The organism is Plantactinospora sp. CA-294935, from assembly GCF_050936445.1.
Taxonomy (GTDB): Bacteria; Actinomycetota; Actinomycetes; order Mycobacteriales; family Micromonosporaceae; genus Plantactinospora.
On the sequence record NZ_JBNJMU010000001.1, the window covers coordinates 4,224,226 to 4,243,275 of the forward strand.

The following is a 19,050-nucleotide window of genomic DNA, read 5'->3' on the forward strand; positions in this document are numbered from 1 at the left end:
GTCCGGCCACGACGCCTGGCCCCCGGACCGCTACGGCGCGGGGGACTCAACGGGCGCCATGACCCGAAGCCACCCGATCTGCGCCCGACTCGACCGGCGGTTCCGGGTCGCGCGCCGGACGGGACGCGCGACCCGGTGCTCGGGGGTACTACTCCGTGACTACTTCGTGGCCGGGGTGTCCGACTCGCCGCCGTCCGCCGGGGCGCCGGCCGGGCCGCCGTGCTTCGGGCCACCCCAGTGTCCGCCGCCGAACGCGGGGAAGACGCCGGACCTGACCGCCGCGAGGATGGCGTCGGCCTGCTCCTGGGTCAGCTTGCCGTCCGAGACCGCCTTGTCGAGCCGCTCCTTCAGCATGGCCTCCCGATCGGCCTTCGACTGCGCGTCGGGCTTGCCCTGGCCGCGCTGTTCGGCCCGGTCCTTCCACCCGGCCCGGTGCTGCTCCTTGATCTTCGCCAGCGCCGCCTCGACCTTGTCCTGCGGTACGCCCAGCTCCTTGGCGAGCTGCTCGGCCAGCTTGCCGCGCTGCTCCACCCAGCGTTTGCCGTGCTCCGGTGCGGTCGTGCCGCCGTCCGACGAGGCCGACGGGGTCGGCGCCGGCGTGGCTCCGTCCTCGGCGAACGCCACGGCCGGAGCCGCGAGACCCACCGTGAGTACTCCGGCGGCCACCAGGCCACCGACGACCCGCTTCCGCGAAAACAGACTGCTCATGCTGATGTCCCCTCCCTGGGTACGCCGCTACGGCGCGTGCTGCTCGTCGGTCCGCCCCACCATGCGGCACCACGCTGGGCGGTAGTTCGGAAGCGGCTGTCAGCCGGCTGGGAATCGCCGGGCCGGCTGGCAGTCGGCTGAAAGGCTTGCTCGCGACCGACCCAGTTTCGTGCCGGTTCGCGCCCGCTTCCGGCGGACACCGCCCACTACCGCCGGTTGCCCGGTAGGGCGAAGCTTGTACCGCACGTCCCGACGGACAGGAGTCGCCGCATGCCCCGGACGCTGAGTTACGCCGACGCCGCCCGGCTGCTCGGGGGAGCACGTAGCCCGGTGGTGACCGCGCTGGACAACGTCACCGGGGGAGCGCTGCTCGGCGCGGCGGTGGCGGCTCCGGCCGTACTGGCACTCTTCGACGCCAAGGCTGAGTTCATCCGGCTCAGCCACGAACTCGTCGGCAGGCTCTCCGAGGCGCGGTCCGGGTTGTCGCGGTACGGCCGGACCGCGCGGCTGGCCGCCGCACACCGGGTACTGGTGGTCACCGCCTTCTTCGAGGCGTTCGCGGAGTCGGACCCGCCGTTCCGGTTCCAGGACCTGCAACTGACGAAGTGGGAGCAGAAGGCGATCGTCGGGGCGGGCCGGACGGACGAGTCCCTGCTGGGCAGTCTCTTCGCGGACGGGGTGCCGGTGCCCGGACCGCACCAGCCGTACGAGCTGTTCCAGACGGTGCTCGCCGAGTACTACGCCACCGCCGCGGACGGGATGCGGAGGTTCGTCGCCGGACTTGCCGCGTGGGATCGGCTCACCTGGTCAAAGCGGGCGGCGTTCGAGGAGGTGCTGCACGCGCTGCCGGGCCGGGCGCAGGAACGGCACCAGGAACTGTTCGGCCGGCTCGCCGCCGAGTTTCCGGAGGTGGGGTTCTGGGCCGTACTGCGCGAGCACGCCGGCACCCGGGCCGAGGTACGGGAGGTGGCCGCCGCGTTGGCCGACCTGGAACGGCTGCTCGCGGAGGCTACCGTCGGCCGGCTGCCGTCCGAGCGGCGCGCCGGACTGACCCGGGCGTACGCGGCCGAGCTGGCCCGCCCGGTCGTCGAGTCCGGCGACGTGCCGGCGGGAATCCGGGTACCGACCCTCGGTGCGGGTTACGTGCCCCCGCTGTACCGGATCGCCGAACTCGGTCCGGCGGCTCGGCCCAGCGAGGAGTCCTGGTGGGCCGAGCAGCCCGTGCGGGACCACTTGTCCGAGTTCCTCACCGGCTATCTCACCAATCCCAGGGCGGTCGAGGCGCCGCTGCTGGTGCTCGGTCAGCCCGGCTCCGGCAAGTCCGTCCTCACCCGGGTGCTGGCCGCCCGGCTGCCGGCCGCCGACTTCCTGCCGGTCCGGCTGGTGGTCCGTGACATGCCGGCCACCGCCGACCTACAGGACCAGATCGAGTACGCGGTCCGCAAGGCCACCGGCGAGCGGCTGGACTGGCCCGCGCTGGTCCGCTCGGCCGGCGACGCCCTGCCGGTGATCCTGCTCGACGGCTTCGACGAACTGCTCCAGGCGACCGGGGTCGCCCAGACCGACTACCTCGTCAAGGTCGCGGCGTTCCAGCGCCGGGAGGCCGACCAGGACCGGCCGCTGGCGGTCGTGGTGACGAGCCGGACCAGCGTCGCCGATCGGGCCCGTGCGCCCGAGGGTACCGTCGCGCTCCGGCTGGAGCCGTTCGACGAGCCCCGGGTGGCCGTCTGGCTGGCCAACTGGAACAAGGTCAACGCGCAGGAGTTCGCCGCCCGGGGCGTCGCCCCGTTGGACCTGCCGACCGTGCTCGCCCACGGTGAACTGGCCGAGCAACCGTTGCTGCTGCTGATGCTCGCGCTCTACGACGCGGACGACAACGCCCTGCGCTCGGCGGGCGTGTTGCGGCAGGACGAACTCTACGAGCGGCTGTTGCGCAGGTTCGCCCGCCGTGAGGTGGTCAAGCACCGCCAGGGGCTGCCCGAGTACGAGCTGGAGCATGCCGTCGAGGCGGAGTTGCGCCGGCTGTCGGTCGTCGCCTTCGCGATGTTCAACCGGAATGCCCTGTGGATCAGCGAAATCCAACTGGAGAACGACCTGCTGGCCCTCTTCGGGCCCGTCCCCACCCCGGGCGCCGACGCCGGGCTGCGAGCCCCGCTGCGGCATGCCGAGATCGTGCTAGGCCGGTTCTTCTTCGTACACCGGTCGCGTGCACTCCGCGACGACGAGCAACTGGAGACGTACGAGTTCCTGCACGCCACCTTCGGCGAATTCCTGGTCGCCCGGTTCACCTGGCAGGTGTTGACCGACATCGCTTCCCGGGAGGCCGCCACGATGATGCCGATGCGGGGCGGGCCGGCCGACGACGACCTGCTGCACGCGCTGCTCTCCTACGCGGCGCTGAGCGGGCGGGCGCCGACCCTCGGCTTTCTCCGTGGCCTCATGTCGACGGTCGCCGCGCAGCGCCGGGAGGCCCTGGTGGACCTGCTGGTCCGGCTGTTCCGGGCCGCCCACCACACCCGCCTGGCCCGGCGGTTCGACTCGTACCAGCCGCGCGGGCTGCCGGTGCCGGCGCGGCATGCCGCGTACAGCGCCAACCTGTTGCTGCTGGCGGTCTGCGCTGCCGGCACGTTGCGGGTCAGCCGCCTCTATCCGGACCGGCACGTGGTGCCGGTCTGGCATCGCGAGACCCTGCTCTGGCAGTCGCAGCTCGGCTCCGAGGACTGGAGCAGTCTGGTGGACGCGCTGGCGCTCGACCGGGTCCGGGCCGAGGACGGCAGCCGGGACATCTCGCTGCACCTGGTAGCCGATCCGGCCGAGGCGGGCGTACCGTCCGTCGATCCGCTCTGGACGTACGACATCGTGCTGCCCGAGGAGGCGGACTTGGCGACGTTCAACCGGGGCGGACAGTCCTGGGAGCTGGTGGCGCGGCGGGCGTACTTCCGGTGCGGGATCGACGACGACGTGTTGGTGCACGCGCTCGAGCCGTCGTCGTCGCTGGGCCACGGGATCAACGGCTTCCTGGTGGGGCCCACCGCAGCGGCCACCTCGCTGGTGTACGAGCTGCTGACCTTCCTCGCCGCACCGGTCGCGGTCGGCGAGGCGACGGAGCGCCGGGACGGCTACCTCCGGCTCGCCAGACTGCTCGACGCGATCGACGAGCAGCACCGGGGCTGGGTCTTCGGGCTCCTGCTCGACCGGCTGGCCGGCGAGGTGGAACTGCCGCCGCACCTGGCCGTGCAGGTGCTCGAGGAGATGGTGGGCAGGGGCGTGCACCGCGAACACCGCGATCGGCTGCTGCGGTGCGGTCTTACGCTGCTGGCCGCATCCAGGGGAGTGGACCGGCGACTCGGCGGGCTGCTCGCGAAGGCACTGCGGACGTACGGCAGCGGCGACGAGAAGCTCGCGGCCGAGGTGCTCGTACGGCTCGTCGAGGCGGGGATGACGCGCGAGGTGCGGACCGCGCTGACGCCGCTGGAGACCGCCGTGCTGCTCGCCGACTGGCCGGCGCTACGCGTCCGGTTCGAACGGGCGCTGACGCCGACCGGCGAGTCGCCCAAGCGCGAGCGCGTGGAATAGCCCGTGGCCCGGCGCGGCCGGAGAGGGCGCCGAGCCGTGCGCCGGAGTCACGGCACGGCCGGGAGCGGGCGGAGGTGCGGATCAGCGTACGGCCGGCGAGACGGTCAGGGTGCCGGCGTCCGCGTCCAGCGTCGCCGGTACCCCGACCGGCACGGTGAGCTGCCCGACGCCGTGCCCGATCGGCAGCCCGCCGAGCACCGGCACTCCCAGGTCGCCGAGCCGCTCGGCCAGCACCTCGGCCACCCCGACCGCCCAGCCGTCGGCGCAGTCGGTGAACTGGCCGACGGCCACCCCGGCCACCCCGGTCAACACGCCGGACCGGCGCAGGTGGGTGAGCATCCGGTCGACCTTGTACGGCGGCTCCCCGATGTCCTCGACCAGCAGGACCGCGCCGGTCAGGTCCGGCATGTCCGGGGTACCCAGGGAGTGCGTGAGCAGGCAGAGGTTGCCGCCGATCAGCGGGCCGGTGGCCACCCCGGGGACCAGCACGCTCGCGGTCTCCTCGGTCGGCAGCCGGTGCACCACCACCGGCTCGGGGCACATCAGTGCGGCCCGCAGCGACTCGGCCGAGACCGGCGGGGTGCGCTCGTCGAGCCAGGCCGCTCCCGGGCCGTGCACGGTGGCCAGCCGGGCGCCCCGCCAGAGCGCGAGTTGCAGCGCGGTGATGTCGGAGAATCCGGCCACCACCTTCGGGTCGCGGCGCACCACCGACATGTCGATCGCGTCGACCACCCGCTGCGCGCCGTAGCCGCCCCGGGTGCAGAGCACGCCGCGTATGGCCGGGTCGGCGAAGGCCGCGTTGAGGTCGGCGGCGCGCAGCGCGTCGTCTCCGGCCAGGTAGCCGCGCCGGGCGTACGCGTTCGGGGCGAGTACGGGACGAAGGCCCCAACCGGTGAGCAGTTCCACCCCACGGGCGACCCGTTCCGGCCGGGTCGGGCCGGACGGCGACACCAGCAGCACCGTGTCGCCGGGCCGCAGCGCCGGTGGTCGCACCGCCTGATCGTCGGACACCCCGCCTCCTCACTCCGTTCGGCCCCCGAGCCTATCGGTGGGCGTCCGGCGCACCGGATAGCCTCGACACCGTGGCAACCGAGACCGGAACCGAGAGCGACACCGGCAGCGCGGGCGGCGCCGCGACCGCACTGGTGATCGAGAACGACCCGACGGACGACGCCCGTCGGCTGGGTGAGTGGCTCACCGAGGCCGGCCTCGACCTGGCGGTGCTCCGGCCGTACGCCGGGGATGCGCTGCCCGACGACCTGACCGGGTACGCCGCCCTGGTGGTGCTCGGCGGCCCCCAGCATCCGTACCCGGCACCCGACGGCACCCTCGGGGCGCCCTGGTTCCCGGCCCTGGAGGGGCTGCTCCGCAAGGCGGTCCGGCACCGGGTGCCGACCCTGGCGATCTGCCTCGGCGCCCAACTGCTGGCCACCGCGCACGCCGGGACGGTCGAGCGGAGCGCGGCCGGGCCGGAGGTCGGCCCCAGCGTCGTCGGCAAGCGGGACGCCGCCGAGCACGACCCGCTGTTCCGGTACGTGCCGATGATCCCGGACGTGCTCCAGTGGCACGTCGACGAGATCACCGAGCTGCCGCAGGGCGCGACCCTGCTGGCCGCCTCGACCCGCTATCCGCACCAGGCGTTCCGGCTCGGTGACCGGGCCTGGGGGCTCCAGTTCCACATCGAGTGCGACGTCGCGATGATCGCCGACTGGACGACCGACTCGGCGACGCTGGCCGCGCTGGACTACGACCCCGAGCTGGTGGTGGCCGCCTGCGCCGAGGTGCTGGCCGACGTGGAAGAGGTGTGGCAGCCGTTCGCGGCCCGGTTCGCGGCCCTGGCCCAGGGGCGGCTCGACGGCGTCCCGCCCCGGCCGACGCTGCCGCTGCTCGGGCAGTAGGAGCCGCCGCCGATGACGGAGACCGGGAGCTGCTGCCGATGACAGGGAGCGGGAGCTGCCGCCGATGAGGGAGACCGGGGGCCGCCGTCGATGAGCAGACCGACCAGCGCGGCCGGCCGGCTCGCCCGGTACGGCTTCGGCGTGGGCGACGGGGAGCGGGCCGGCGGCAACGGGGTCGGCCGGGCCGCCGACCTGCTCGGGCCGGACGGGCTCGGGCTGTGGGACACCGACGCCCAGGAGCCGGTCGACGGACCGGCCGGCGAACTGCTCACCGCGCTCTCCCGGGCCGCCGACCCGGACCTCGCGCTGCGCCAACTGCACCGAATCGTCGAGGCGGAACGGCGCGTTACCGCCCCGGCCGGCTCGACGGCGGCGGGTGCCGCCCCGGCCGGCTCGTCAGGCGGGGCGGCCGGCTCGACGGGGGCGGGTGCCGCCCCGGCCGGCTCGTCAGGCGGGGCGGCCGGCTCGACGGGTGCGGGTGCCGCCCCGGCGACGGAGGACGGCGGCGAGACGCTGCTCGCCGCCCTGCACACCGATCCGGGGCTGTGTCGACGGGTGGTCGCCATCCTGGGTGCCTCGTCCGCGCTCGGCGACCACCTGGTGGCCAACCCCGAGCAGTGGCGGGCACTGCGTACCGGAGCCGACGGGCTGCCGCCGAACGCCGAGGGGCTGCTGCACCCGGACTCCACCGGGGCGGGTGACGGATCCGGACCGGACGGCGGATCCGGGCCGCTGCCCGTGGTGGCGGCGCTGCGCCAGGCGTACCGGCTGGCCCTGCTGCGGATCGCGGCGGCCGACCTGACCGGCGGGCGCGGCCTGGAGCAGACCATGGCGGCGCTGTCGGCGCTGGCCGACGCCACCCTGGCCGACGCGTACGGTATCGCGGTCGGCGAGCTGCCGGAGGGGACCCCGGTGCCCCGGCTGGCGGTGGTGGCGATGGGCAAGTGCGGCGGCAACGAGCTGAACTACGTCTCCGACGTCGACGTCATCTTCGTGGCCGCCGCCGACGAGGACCTGCCGGCCGCCACCCGGGTGGCGACCCGCCTGATCCAGATCTGCGGACTGGTGGCCTGGCCGGTGGACGCGGCGCTGCGGCCCGAGGGCAACCGGGGGCCGCTGGTGCGTACCCTCGCCAGCCACCTCGCCTACTACCGCCGCTGGGCCCGGACCTGGGAGTTCCAGGCGCTGCTCAAGGCCCGCCCGGCCGCCGGTGACGCCGCGCTGGCCCAGGAGTGGATCGACGCGCTCGCCCCGCTGGTCTGGCGGGCGGCCGAACGGCCGGAGGCGGTCGAGGACGTCCGGGCGATGCGTCGCAAGATCATTGACAACATCCCGCCGCGCGAGCTGGAGCGGGAGATCAAGCGCGGGCCGGGCGGGCTGCGGGACATCGAGTTCGCGGTGCAGCTCCTCCAGCTCGTGCACGGCCGGGTCGACGAGTCGCTGCGGGCCCCGGGCACGATTCCGGCGCTGCGGGCCCTGGTCGCCGGCGGCTACGTCGGGCGGGCCGACGGCGAGGCGCTGCTGCGCGGGTACCGGTTCCTCCGGGGGGTCGAGCACCGGCTCCAGTTGCAGGGACTGCGGCGTACCCACACCGTGCCGGCGGACCGGCCGGCGCTGCGCTGGCTCGCCCACGCGCTCGGCTACACCGCGCTGCCCGGCCGGGACGCCGTCGAGGCGTTCCGGGCCGACTGGGTCGGCCACGCCACCGAGGTACGCCGACTGCACGCCAAACTGCTCTACCGGCCGCTGCTGGAGGCGGTCGCCCGGGTGCCGGCGGACGGGCTGCGGCTCACCCCGGAGGCGGCCCGGAACCGGCTGGAGATTCTCGGCTTCGCCGACCCGACCCGCGCGCTGCGGCACCTGGAGGCGCTGACCGGCGGGGTGACCCGGACGTCGGCGATCCAGCGCACCCTGCTGCCGGTGCTGCTCCAGGAATTCGCCGACGCGCCCGAACCGGACCGGGGGCTGCTCAACTACCGGCAGGTCTCCGACAAGCTCGGCGGCACCCCGTGGTATCTGCGGCTGCTTCGCGACGAGGGGCCGGTGGCCCGCCGCCTGGCCCGTACCCTGGCGGTCTCCCGCTACGTCGCCGACCTGCTGGCCCGGGATCCGGAGGCGCTCCGGCTGCTCGCCGACGACGCCGAGCTGACTCCCCGGGACACCGAGGTGCTCCGGGACGGTTTCGCCGCCGCCGCCGACCGCTATCTCGTCGGCCGGGGGCCGCGACCGGCCGACCCGACCGAGGCGATCCGGTCGGTCCGGGCGCTGCGCGGTCGGGAACTGGTCCGGATCGCCTGCGCCGACGTGCTGTACCGGGCGGGGTCGCTGGCCCCGGTCGGTCCGACCGGGGTGGCCGGGACGGTCGGCCCGGAACCGGCCCCGGCCGGCGTCGTCGGCGACTCCGACGTGCTCACCGTCGGAGCGGCGCTCTCCGCCGTCACCGACGCCACCCTGGGGGCGGCGCTGCGGGTGGCCCAGGCGACCCAGCCGGCGATGCCCGGACTGCGGTTCGCGGTGATCGGCGTGGGCCGGCTCGGCGGGTACGAGATGAACTACCTCTCCGACGCCGACGTGCTCTTCGTCTACGACCCGCCGCCCGGGGTGGCCGAGGACGCGGCCAGTGCGGCGGCCCGGGCGATCGCCGAGGAGATGCGCCGGCTGCTCGGCATGCCCGCCGCCGACCCGCCACTCGGGGTCGACGCCGACCTGCGCCCCGAGGGGCGGCAGGGACCGCTGGTCCGCAGCCTCGGCGCGTACGCGCAGTACTACGCCCGCTGGTCGAAGGTCTGGGAGGCGCAGGCGCTGCTGCGGGCCCGGTACGTCTGCGGCGATGCCGATCTCGGCCGCGAGTTCGAGGCGGTCGCCGATCCGGTGCGCTATCCGGAGCGGGGACTGAGCCGGGAACAGGTGGTGGAGATCCGCCGGATCAAGGCCCGGGTGGAGACCGAACGGCTGCCCCGGGGCGCCGACCCCGCCACGCACACCAAACTGGGCCGGGGCGGGCTGGCCGACGTGGAGTGGGCGGTGCAGCTCAGCCAGCTCCGGCACGCCGGTCGGCTCCCCGAGCTGCGCTGCACGCGTACCCTCGACGCGCTGGCCGCGGCCCGGGAGGCCGGGGTGATCGACGGTGCCGACGCCGCCGCGATGGCCACCGGGTGGAGCATGGCCGCCCAGGTACGCAACGCGCTGATGCTGGTACGCGGCCGGGCCGGCGACCAGTTGCCCCGGCACGGCGTGGAGCTGGCCGGCGTGGTACGCCTGCTCGGCGGCCACGACCCGGGCGAGTTCCTGGACCAGTACCTCCGTACGGCGCGGCGGTGCCGGGCCGCCGCGGAGCGCGTACTCGATGCCTGACCGCCGCCGGGTCACCCGGGTCCTGTTCGGCGCGGTCGGCCTGGCCGGCGTGCTGGCGGTCGCCTTCCTGCTCGCCCCGCCGCTCGGCACCGACCTGTCCGCGCAGGTCGCCCGGGCCAACTTCTTCGGCCGGCACGGATCCGCCCCGCTCGACCTCGGCTGGTACGCGGGCATCTCCCCGTACGGCTACAGCCTGTTCACGCCGCCGCTGATGCACTGGCTCGGCGCCGACGCGTTCGGCCCCCGGCTGGCGGGTGCGCTCGCGCTGCTCGGCTCGGCGGCGGCGCTGGCGCTGCTGATGGTGCGGACCGGTGCCCGCCGGCCGCTGCTCGGCGGGCTTCTCGGTGCCGCCTGCGTCGCCGGCAACCTGGTCTCCGGCCGGATCACCTACGCGATCGGCGTCGCCTTCGGGCTGCTCGCCCTGCTGGCCCTGACCAGCTCGGCCCGGCCGGCGGTGCGGTGGGTAGCGGCCGGGTTGGCGGCCGCGCTGGCTGGGGCGGCGAGCCCGGTGGCCGGCCTCTTCGTCGGGCTTGCCGGAGTGGCGCTGGCCCTGGCAGCCCGGCTTCCGGCGCGATCGGCTCCACCTCCGGCGCGATCGGCTTCACCTCCGGAGCCGTCGACTCCGCTTCCGACGCCGTCGGCTTCACCTCCGGCACCGTCGACTCCGCTTCCCGCGCCGTCCGCCGCGCCCTCCACCCCGTCGGCCGTGCCTTCCACCCCGTCGGCCGTGCCTCCCGCGCCGTCGGCCGCGCTCCCGATCTCGTCGTCCGGCGGCGTGCCGAGCGAGGAGGGTGCGGATCGGGGCCGGCGTCGGTGGCGGCCGGGGGTGGCCGACGGGGCGGTGCTGGCGGTGGCGGCCGGGGTGCCGGTTGCCGGGCTGGGTCTCGGCTTCGGCGCGGGCGGCTGGATGAACATCAGCCTCGTCGACACGGTCACGGCGGCAGCGGCGAGCCTGCTGGTCGCGCTGCTGGTGCCGGGCCGGCGTGTGCTGCGGATCGGTGCCGTGCTGGCCACCCTCGGGGTGCTGGCGGCGTTCGCGCTCCGGACCCCGGTCGGGTTGAACGCCACCCGGCTGGCCGCGATGTTCGCGCTCCCGGTGCTGGTGGGCTACGGGACGCTGCCGGCCGGACTCGCCCGGGGCTGGTCCCGGCGGGCGGCCGGACTCGCGTTGGCCGCGATCGTGGCGCTGGTCGCGGTGGTGGAGCCGCCGGTGTCCGTGGCCGACCTGCGGGCGGCCGGCGACCCGACGGCGTCCCGGAGCTACTTCCAGCCGCTGCTGGCCGAGCTGGCCCGCCGGCCGCCCGGCCGGATCGAGGTGGTGCCGACGGCGAACTACTGGGAGGCGGCGTACGTGCCGGAGGCCGCGCCGCTGGCCCGGGGCTGGCTGCGCCAGGCCGACCAGGCACACAACCGGCTCTTCCTGGACGGCAGCGTCGACGCCGAGTCGTACGGCCACTGGCTGCGGGACAACGGAGTGCGATACGTCGCGCTGGCCGGGGCGGAGCCGTCCTGGGTCGGCCGCCGGGAGGCGGAACTGATCCGGGGCGGGCTGTCGTACCTGACACCCATCTGGCAGCACCCGGACTGGACGCTGTACGCGGTGACCGACTCGCCGTCCATGGTCGAGGCGATCGGGTCGGGCGCGGCGGTGGACGGGAGTGATCTGCCGGACGGTGCCGAGGGACCGGGACCGGGACCGGGCACCCCGGGTGCGGAACTGGTGCGGACGACGTCGGCGGAGCTGACGGTCGACGTACCGGCCGCCGGGGAGACCCTGGTCCGGCTGCGCTGGTCGAGGTGGCTCCGGGTCGACGGCGAGGTTGGCGCCTGCCTCGCCCCGTACGGCGACTGGACGGTGCTCCGGGTGACGCGGCCCGGCCGGTACGCGATCACGGGAAGCCTGACCGGCGCCGGCCCGCGCTGTCCGGGCTGATCGTCGCTGCCCGGCTCAATGCCATCGGACCTGCACTCCGTCGGCGTTGCGGAACGACTGGCCGGTCCTTGCCCAGACCGTGAGCCGACGGTTTCCGGGCAGCGGCCCGAGGTCCAGTTGCGGGACGTCGTGCAGGTAGATATCGGTCAACTCCCGGAGGCTGGCCGGTGCTGTGCTGTTTGGCACAGCGCCGTTCCACGCCATTCCGTACGGCCACCGCGTGCAGATTGGCTGTGCCGGCCCGGGTACGCCGATGGCAGGCTGGCCCGTGGCACGGATGGCAAGATCGGTTCCGGAGGTTGGGATGGCTGATCCACTGCACGAGCGGGATCCAATGGCGGCGCTGGAACACGTCTGGGCCGCCGCTGCCCCGTACCTGGACTCGTTGGCCGACCGTCCGGTCCGTGACCCGGCCACCGAGACCCTGTTGCCGCAGCTCGTCGAGGTGGGAGGCGTCGACGGCGGGCTGCCCGAGCGGGGCGTCGGTTCGGCCGCCGCCCTGGACCGGCTGCTCCGGATCGGCACCGCCGCCGCGATCCACTCCTCCGGGCCACGGTTCTTCCACTTCGTCGTCGGCGGTGCCACCCCGGCCGCGCTCGCCGGTGACTGGACCGCCGCGCTGCTGGACCAGAACGCCGCCTTCCGGGCCTCCTCCCCGCTCGCCGCCGAACTGGAGGCGGTCGCGCTGCGCTGGCTGCGCGAGCTGTTCGGGCTGCCCGACCGGTACGGCGGGGCGCTGGTCGCCAGCGCCACCTTCGCGAACTTCACCTCGCTGGCCGTCGCCACGCACTGGTGGGCCGAGCAGCACGGCGTCGACGTGGCGGCGGACGGACTGGTCACGCTGCCCCGGATGCCGGTGCTCTCCGGCGGCTACCTGCACGCCAGCGCCCGCAAGGCGTTGCAGATGCTCGGCCACGGCCGGGACACCGTCGAGGTGTACGCGCGGGACCGGGTGGGCCGGGTCGACCTGCCGGCGATCGAGCGGCGCCTCGCCGAGCTGGACGGGCCGGCGGTGCTGATCGCCAACGCCGGTGAGGTGAACGCGGGCGACTTCGACCCGCTCGACGCGCTCGCCGACCTCGCCGAGCGGTACGGCGCCTGGTTGCACGTGGACGCCGCGTTCGGGATCTTCGCCGCGCTCTCGCCCCGGACCGCCGGGCTGTTGCGCGGGATCCAGCGGGCCGACTCGATCGCCTGTGACGGGCACAAGTGGCTCAACGTGCCGTACGAGAGCGGGTTCGCGTTCCTCCGCGAGCCGGCCCGGTTACCGGTCGCCTTCGGGATGCCCGGTACGACGTACCTGCCGGGGCCGGGAAGTCCACTGTGGTCCGGGCAGCCCGGTCCGGTGGACTACGCCCTGCACGGGCCGGAGTCGTCCCGCCGGGCGCGGTCGATGCCGATCTGGGCGACCCTGGCCGCGTACGGGAGGGAGGGCCACCGGGCGATGGTGGAGCGGCAGCTCGACCTGGCCCAGCGCCTCGCCCGGCTGGCGGACGAGGCGCCCGACCTGGAACGGCTGGCCGAGGTGCCGCTCTGCATCGTCTGCTTCCGGGCCGCCCCCGGGCACGTGCCGCCGGAGGAACTCGACGACCTCAACCGACGGCTCGGTGCGGCTCTGCTCGACGACGGCCGGGTCTTCGCCGGCACCACCGTCTACGACGGCAGGGTCGCGCTCCGCCCGGCGATCGTGAACTGGCGGACCACCGAGGCGGAGATCGACCTGCTGGTCGAGGTGGTACGCGAACTGCTCGCCCGACTGGCTCCGCCACCCCGACCTGTCGGGTGATGAGGCAGGTCAGCAGTGGCGAGGGCCTGCCTGCACCCCGGACTCCTCGCCAACTCGCTCCCGCGCCGGGATGATCAGGGCGCTGCCCGACCTCTCTCGGCGTCGGCCCGCCGTGCGGCATCGGAGACGTGTCCGCAGGTCGGGCACGGGTTGTCGGCCGAGCGTGCCCGGATCGCCCGGTACCGGGCGCCGTGCCAGGAGACCACGGCCACTAGCAGGCCCGCGCCGACCAGCGGGAGCACGACGGTGGTGGCGGCGAGTTCGCGCCAGGTCGAGGCGCCGCCCCAGTACCAGTCGGCGATCGGTCGGATCCCGAGCAGACCGGCGGGGGTCACCAGCAGGACGACCGACCACAGTGCACTGCTGTCACCGGTGACCGCCCGACCGAGACCGAAGGCCAGAGCCAGCCCGACCAACCCCACACCCGCCGTTCCCAGGACCTCGACCGTGGAGTTGTAGCTGGTGAACCAGTTCCCGCCGCCCTCGGCGACCTCGAACAGCGCGGCTGCGGCCGTACCGGTCAGCACCCCGAGCAGCGGCGGGATCCGGCCCGCCCAGCCAGGACGGTCGGGCAGCGCCAGCGCCGTCAGGCCGAACGCCAACACCGGGACGAGCACGTAGAGCGGGGGCCGGGGCAGCCCGGACAGCGGTGAGGCCGGGATCACGGTCAGCGTCAGCAGGATGGCGGCGGCGACGGCCCGGCGCGCCCAGCGCGCCGGCAGCACCGTCGTGGTGAGCGCGGCCAACAGCCAGCCGACCCAGAGGAACACGCCGAGAGTCTGCGCCGGGGCGACGTCCGAAGGCAGCATGTGGGCCGGCAGGTTCGTGAACTCGACCTGGACGAGCAGGAACGCCGCGAGCGCCGCCAGTGTGCTCACAGCGACCGTCGCGGCGATCGGCAGGCCGGCGGCGAGCCCGAGGGCGCCCTGCTCGCGCAGCCGTTGCCGCAGCCCGCCACGTAGCACGTCGACGGCGTCGTGCCGGGAGGGCCAGCGCCGATCCTGTTCCACCAGATCGAGGTACGTCCCGACCAGTTCGTCCCCCCGGTCGGACCGGTAGCGACGCGGGTACGCGTACAGCAGTCGCCGGTAGCGCTGTTCCAGCCGACTCACCTCGGCGGTCGGACCGCCCTGCCCGGTCCCGTCGGGCTGCTCGGTCATGCCTGGCTGCTCGGTCATGCCGGGCTGCTCGGTCCCGTCGGGCTGCTCGGTCATGCCGGGCCTCCAGCGAGCCGGATGGCGGGGCGGACTGCCGGCGTCGGACGGGCGGCTGAGCCGTCCGATGCTCGGGCAGTACGGGCCCGCAGGCGTTGGCTGGCCGCCTCGACGTTGCGGCGCAGCCGCTCGGTCTCGGCGGCGAGCACGGCGGTTCCGGTGTCGGTCAGCCGGTAGTAGCGGCGGAGCCGCCCGCCGACGATCTCCTCCCGGTCCGGCTCGACCAGGCCCTCGTCGGTGAGCCGGTCGAGAGCGCCGTAGAGGGTGCCGGGCCGCAGCGTCAGCCGGCCGTCGGAGAGCGCGGCGACCTCGGTGACGATGCCGTAGCCGTGCATCGGTTCCCGGGCGAGAGCGGTGAGGATCAGGAACGTCGGTTCCCGCAACGGAACGGGTGTGGTCATGCGGGGGAGTATATCGGCTACCGAGCTATAACGGTGACGAAGTCATCGAAGGATGGTGCCCGGCCGGGCCGGTCGCCGTTGACCTGGATCGCCGGAGCCGCCGCAGCGGTCGTCCTGCTCGGCGTGGGAATCGGCATCCCCGGCCCGGGAGACAGTGCGGCGCGCCGCCGACCGAGCCCCTGACGGGGTTGGTCGACGGCGCGCCCAACGTGCCTGTGTCGGCTGTGCCCTGGGCCGCGCGGGTGGCGCGATCCCGGGGCAGCGGTTGGTCCTAGACGTCGAAGTACATCGCGAACTCGTGCGGGGTCGGCCGCAGTCGGACCGGGTCCACCTCGTTGGTGCGCTTCCACTCGACCCAGGTGGAGATCAGGTCGGGGGTGAAGACGCCACCCTCCAGCAGGAAGTCGTGGTCGGCCTCCAGCGAGTCGAGCACCTCGGGCAGCGAGCCGGGCACCTGCTTGACCGAGCCCCACTCCTCCGGCGGGAGGTCGTAGAGGTCCTTGTCGATCGGCTCCGGCGGCTCGATCTTGCTCTTGATGCCGTCCAGGCCGGCCATCATCATCGCCGAGAACGCCAGGTAGACGTTGGCCGACGGGTCCGGCACCCGGAACTCGACCCGCTTCGCCTTGGCGTTGCTGCCGGTGACCGGGATGCGGGTGCAGGCGGACCGGTTCCGCTGCGAGTAGACCAGGTTGACCGGGGCCTCGAAGCCCGGGACCAGCCGGCGGTACGAGTTGACCGTCGGGTTGGTGAAGGCCAGCAGCGACGGGGCGTGGTGCAGCAGACCGCCGATGTACCAGCGGGCGGTGTCGGAGAGGCCGGCGTAGCCGGTCTCGTCGTAGAACAGCGGCTCACCGTTCAGCCAGAGGCTCTGGTGGGTGTGCATGCCGGAGCCGTTGTCGCCGAAGAGCGGCTTGGGCATGAAGGTCGCGGTCTTGCCGTTCGCCCAGGCGGTGTTCTTCACGATGTACTTGAAGAGCTGGAGCTGGTCGCCTGCGTGCAGCAGGGTGGAGAACCTGTAGTTGATCTCAGCCTGGCCGGCGGTGCCCACCTCGTGGTGCGAGCGCTCGACGGTGAAGCCGGCGCCGAGCAGCCGCTGGACGATCTGGTCGCGCAGGTCGGCGTAGTGGTCGACCGGCGGTACCGGGAAGTAGCCACCCTTGTAGGGGGTCTTGTAGCCCCGGTTGCCGCCCTCCTCCTCGCGACCGGTGTTCCAGGCGCCCTCGATCGAGTCGATGTAGTAGAAGGCCTGGTGTGCCGAGGTCTCGTGCCGGACGGAGTCGAAGATGTAGAACTCGGCCTCCGGGCCGAAGTACGCGGTGTCGGCGATGCCGCTGGCCGCCAGGTAGGCCTCCGCCTTCTTCGCCACGTTGCGCGGGTCCCGGGAGTACGCCTCGCGGGTGAACGGGTCGTGGATGAAGAAGTTCAGCGCCAGCGTCTTGTTCGTCCGGAAGGGGTCGATGAAGGCGGTGGCGACGTCGGGGAGCAGCAGCATGTCCGACTCGTGGATCGCCTGGAAGCCACGGATCGACGATCCGTCGAAGGCGAGACCGTCGGTGAAGACCGATTCGTCGAACGACTCGACCGGCAGGTTGAAGTGCTGCATCACGCCGGGCAGGTCACAAAAACGAACATCGACGAACCGTACGTCCTCGTTTTTGAGGTATCGCAGGAGTTCCTCGGGGTTGGCGAACACACGTCCTCCTGGCACGTCCACTGATGGCTAGGCTGGTGGCGACGCTATGGCCATGCGATTGCCCGAGCATGTCTCTGATGTTTCTGCCGTGTTACGTCGTCTGCGGAGCGTGATCCCCGCAGGTGGTCGGCTCGGGTCTACTCCGGGATGATACTCCGGTTTGGCCGGTTGGCCGAGTTTGCCGCGTTTCATCTGTCGAGATGGCCGGCGTGCGGCTGCCGGCGAGCCGGGCGTACCGGTCGCCGGAGGCGTCGGTGGGAGGTGCCGCCGGGCCGGCGTCCGGAGTGACCGGCGTCCCGGTCGACGGAGCCCGGCGGAGGGTGATCGCCACCGGCCGATACCCTGGTTGACCGTGGCAGCACAGCAGCACAGCGGCGCTCCGCCCGCGCCGGCGGCCGACCCGACCAGCCCGCCGCCGAGCCTGGCGCGCAGGTTCGGCGCGTTGAGCATCGACTGGATCCTCTGCCTGCTCGTCACCAACCTCTACGCCGACCCGATCGCCGACAGTTGGGCTCCGGTGCTCACGCTGGTCGTCGTCTACGGCTTCTTCATCGGTCTCTTCGCGCAGACCCCGGGCATGCGGGTGTGCCGGCTCAGATGTGTCGGGTACGCCGACGGCGGCCGGATCGGCGTCCTCCGCGCGCTGCTCCGGGGTGCCCTGCTCGGGCTGGTGATCCCGGCCGTGATCATGGACGACCGCAAGCGTGGCCTGCACGACCGGGCGGCCGGCTCGATCATGGTGCCGATGCCGCCGACCCGTCCCGCTGGCGCCGACCCGGCCCGCTGAGGCGCCGAGCCGACCAACCGACGTCGCCCGGCGGCCGCCGGTGTGCACCCCGAGCACCTGACTTCGCCCCGGCGCAGCCCGGGCGACCGACTCTGCCCCGGGCGACCGACTCTGCCCCGGGCGACCGACTCTGCCCCGGGCGACCGACTCTGCCCCGGGCGGCATCAACGGGCCGCCCGTAGGCTGCCCCAACGGGCCGCCCGTAGAGAGCCCTGGAACGACCACCGGTGCACCCGGCAGTCCGGGCGACCGACTTCGCGCCGGCCCGCGCCGGGCCACCGGCTCCGTCCGGCGCACTCCGAGCTCCTCGGGCAAATCATCGGGATCCCTGGCGCGTCGCGCCCGACGGGGGTACTGTATCGATTCAGAAGGTCTACTGGATCGATACAGAAGGCGGACTGGTGAAGCCGACACTGCAGACCGTGGCCGACGCCGTGGGGGTGTCCCGCAGCACGGTCTCCAACGCGTACAGCCGGCCGGACCAGTTGTCACCGGCGCTGCGGGAGAAGATCCACGAGGCGGCCCGCCGGTTGGGCTACCCGGGACCGGACCCGACGGCACGATCGCTGCGCCGGGGCCGGGTCGGTGCGATCGGCGTGCTCTTCACCTCGGCACTCTCGTACGCCTTCACCGACCCGTACGCGGTGCAGTTCCTCCGGGGCATCGCCGAGACCGCCGAGCGGCACGGCAGCGGCCTGCTGCTGGTCCCGCTCTCCGAGTCGGAGGAGGAGGCCGGCATCCAGGCGGTCCGGAACGCGGCGGTCGACGGCTTCTGCGTCTACTGCGTACCGGCCTGGCACGGAGCGCTGGACGTGACCCGGTCCCGTGGCCTGCCGACCGTCGCCGCCGAACGCCCGGCGGGGGCGGGGCCGGACAGCATGTACGTGGGGATCGACGAGGCCGCCGCCGCCCGTACCGTCGGCAGTCACCTCGCCCGGCTGGGGCACCGCCGGGTCGCGGTGGTCTCCGACTTCCTGGTCGCGCAGCGCCGGACCGGCCCGGTCAGCGTCGCCGACCCGGCCGAGATCCGCTACGACGTCACCCGCGAGCGGCTGCGGGGCTTCGCCGAGGGGCTGGCCGAGGGCGGTGTCGGCTGGCAGGACCTGCTGCTCTGCAACGCCGGCGCGAACAGCCGGGCCGATGGGGCGGGCGCGGCGGCGTACGCGCTGGATCGCGCGGACCGGCCCACGGCGGTGCTGGCCGTGACCGACCTGCTGGCACTCGGGGTGCTCGACGCGCTCGCCGCCCGGGGCCTGCGCCCCGGCCGGGACGTCTCGGTCACCGGCTTCGACGACATCCCGGAGGCCGCCGCCGCCGGGCTCACCACGATCCGGCAACCGGCCGTGGAGAAGGGCGCGATCGCCGGTCGGCTGCTGCTGGATCCGCCCGAGGACCCCGCCGCCCGTCAGGTGCTACTCCCCACCGACCTGGTCGTCCGCGCCTCGACCGGTCCCGTCGAAAGGAAGTGACCATGGACCCCGTCGGCTACCACCTCGCGCTCGGTGCGACCGAGCGGCACGTCATGTCCGCCCGGCCGGACGCACCGGTCCGGCCGGACCGGAAGTCGATCCCGGGCAGCGACCCGGGCCGGTTCCGGCGGAGCACGGCGGCGATGCTGCGGCAGGTCGCCGACCGGCTCGCCCCGGCTCAGCCGGTGTTGCCGTCCTCGACCAGCCGGGCCTGCACGTCGTGACCCG

The 19,050-nt window shown here is 74.0% G+C and carries 14 protein-coding genes; 8 read left to right on the forward strand and 6 right to left on the reverse strand.

The annotated features are described in order from the left end of the window. Positions 1-159: 159 nt before the first annotated feature. Positions 160-708, reverse strand: coding sequence for a hypothetical protein (locus ACQEVC_RS18910; RefSeq protein ID WP_432879174.1), 549 nt, complete (start codon positions 706-708; stop codon positions 160-162). Positions 709-978: 270 nt separating this feature from the next. On the opposite strand from ACQEVC_RS18910, the gene ACQEVC_RS18915 reads away from it, so the two are divergent. After that, complete coding sequence (locus ACQEVC_RS18915) at positions 979-4,284, forward strand: NACHT domain-containing protein (protein ID WP_432879177.1); 3,306 nt, start codon at positions 979-981, stop codon at positions 4,282-4,284. An 81-nt stretch (positions 4,285-4,365) separates the two neighbouring features. Here ACQEVC_RS18915 and ACQEVC_RS18920 read toward each other — a convergent pair whose 3' ends face one another. After that, a complete protein-coding gene (locus ACQEVC_RS18920; RefSeq protein WP_432879179.1) occupies positions 4,366-5,295 on the reverse strand; it encodes a S66 peptidase family protein in 930 nt (309 codons plus the stop codon). A gap of 71 nt (positions 5,296-5,366) precedes the next feature. Here ACQEVC_RS18920 and ACQEVC_RS18925 point away from each other — a divergent pair, with 71 nt between their 5' ends. The 3 genes from ACQEVC_RS18925 (at position 5,367) to ACQEVC_RS18935 (ending at position 11,469) form a co-directional block, all read left to right on the forward strand. Continuing rightward, positions 5,367-6,182: a type 1 glutamine amidotransferase gene (locus ACQEVC_RS18925; protein WP_432879181.1), complete on the forward strand. Its 816-nt coding sequence runs from the start codon at positions 5,367-5,369 to the stop codon at positions 6,180-6,182. A 90-nt stretch (positions 6,183-6,272) separates the two neighbouring features. Next, positions 6,273-9,536, forward strand: a complete 3,264-nt coding sequence (locus ACQEVC_RS18930) for a bifunctional [glutamine synthetase] adenylyltransferase/[glutamine synthetase]-adenylyl-L-tyrosine phosphorylase (protein ID WP_432879183.1) — start codon at positions 6,273-6,275, stop codon at positions 9,534-9,536. Continuing rightward, positions 9,529-11,469 carry a hypothetical protein gene (locus ACQEVC_RS18935; RefSeq protein WP_432879186.1) on the forward strand — a complete coding sequence of 647 codons (1,941 nt, stop codon included), beginning with the start codon at positions 9,529-9,531 and terminating at the stop codon, positions 11,467-11,469. Before ACQEVC_RS18930 ends, ACQEVC_RS18935 begins: the two co-directional genes overlap by 8 nt. A 15-nt stretch (positions 11,470-11,484) precedes the next feature. Here ACQEVC_RS18935 and ACQEVC_RS18940 read toward each other — a convergent pair whose 3' ends face one another. Then, complete coding sequence (locus tag ACQEVC_RS18940; RefSeq protein WP_432879189.1) at positions 11,485-11,619, reverse strand: hypothetical protein; 135 nt, start codon at positions 11,617-11,619, stop codon at positions 11,485-11,487. Positions 11,620-11,773: 154 nt separating this feature from the next. On the opposite strand from ACQEVC_RS18940, the gene ACQEVC_RS18945 reads away from it, so the two are divergent. Further along, the gene (locus ACQEVC_RS18945) at positions 11,774-13,255 is read left to right on the forward strand and encodes a pyridoxal phosphate-dependent decarboxylase family protein (protein ID WP_432879191.1); all 1,482 of its coding nucleotides are present in this window, start codon (positions 11,774-11,776) and stop codon (positions 13,253-13,255) included. 74 nt (positions 13,256-13,329) lie between these two features. Here ACQEVC_RS18945 and ACQEVC_RS18950 read toward each other — a convergent pair whose 3' ends face one another. From ACQEVC_RS18950 to glnA, 3 genes are all read right to left on the reverse strand, one after another. Further along, entirely contained in the window at positions 13,330-14,469 is a 1,140-nt protein-coding gene (locus ACQEVC_RS18950; protein WP_432879193.1) for a GlsB/YeaQ/YmgE family stress response membrane protein, read from the reverse strand. Next, positions 14,466-14,870 carry a PadR family transcriptional regulator gene (locus ACQEVC_RS18955; protein WP_432879196.1) on the reverse strand — a complete coding sequence of 135 codons (405 nt, stop codon included), beginning with the start codon at positions 14,868-14,870 and terminating at the stop codon, positions 14,466-14,468. Before ACQEVC_RS18955 ends, ACQEVC_RS18950 begins: the two co-directional genes overlap by 4 nt. Before the next feature lie 271 nt (positions 14,871-15,141). Then, complete coding sequence (gene glnA, locus ACQEVC_RS18960; protein ID WP_432879198.1) at positions 15,142-16,566, reverse strand: type I glutamate--ammonia ligase; 1,425 nt, start codon at positions 16,564-16,566, stop codon at positions 15,142-15,144. A 346-nt stretch (positions 16,567-16,912) separates the two neighbouring features. On the opposite strand from glnA, the gene ACQEVC_RS18965 reads away from it, so the two are divergent. The 3 genes from ACQEVC_RS18965 to ACQEVC_RS18975 all read left to right on the forward strand — a co-directional run bounded on the left by ACQEVC_RS18965 (position 16,913) and on the right by ACQEVC_RS18975 (position 19,046). Beyond that, positions 16,913-17,353: an RDD family protein gene (locus tag ACQEVC_RS18965; RefSeq protein ID WP_432879201.1), complete on the forward strand. Its 441-nt coding sequence runs from the start codon at positions 16,913-16,915 to the stop codon at positions 17,351-17,353. 401 nt (positions 17,354-17,754) lie between these two features. Further along, a complete protein-coding gene (locus ACQEVC_RS18970) occupies positions 17,755-18,822 on the forward strand; it encodes a LacI family DNA-binding transcriptional regulator (protein ID WP_432879203.1) in 1,068 nt (355 codons plus the stop codon). 2 nt (positions 18,823-18,824) lie between these two features. Further along, the gene (locus tag ACQEVC_RS18975; protein WP_432879206.1) at positions 18,825-19,046 is read left to right on the forward strand and encodes a hypothetical protein; all 222 of its coding nucleotides are present in this window, start codon (positions 18,825-18,827) and stop codon (positions 19,044-19,046) included. Positions 19,047-19,050 lie beyond the last annotated feature (4 nt).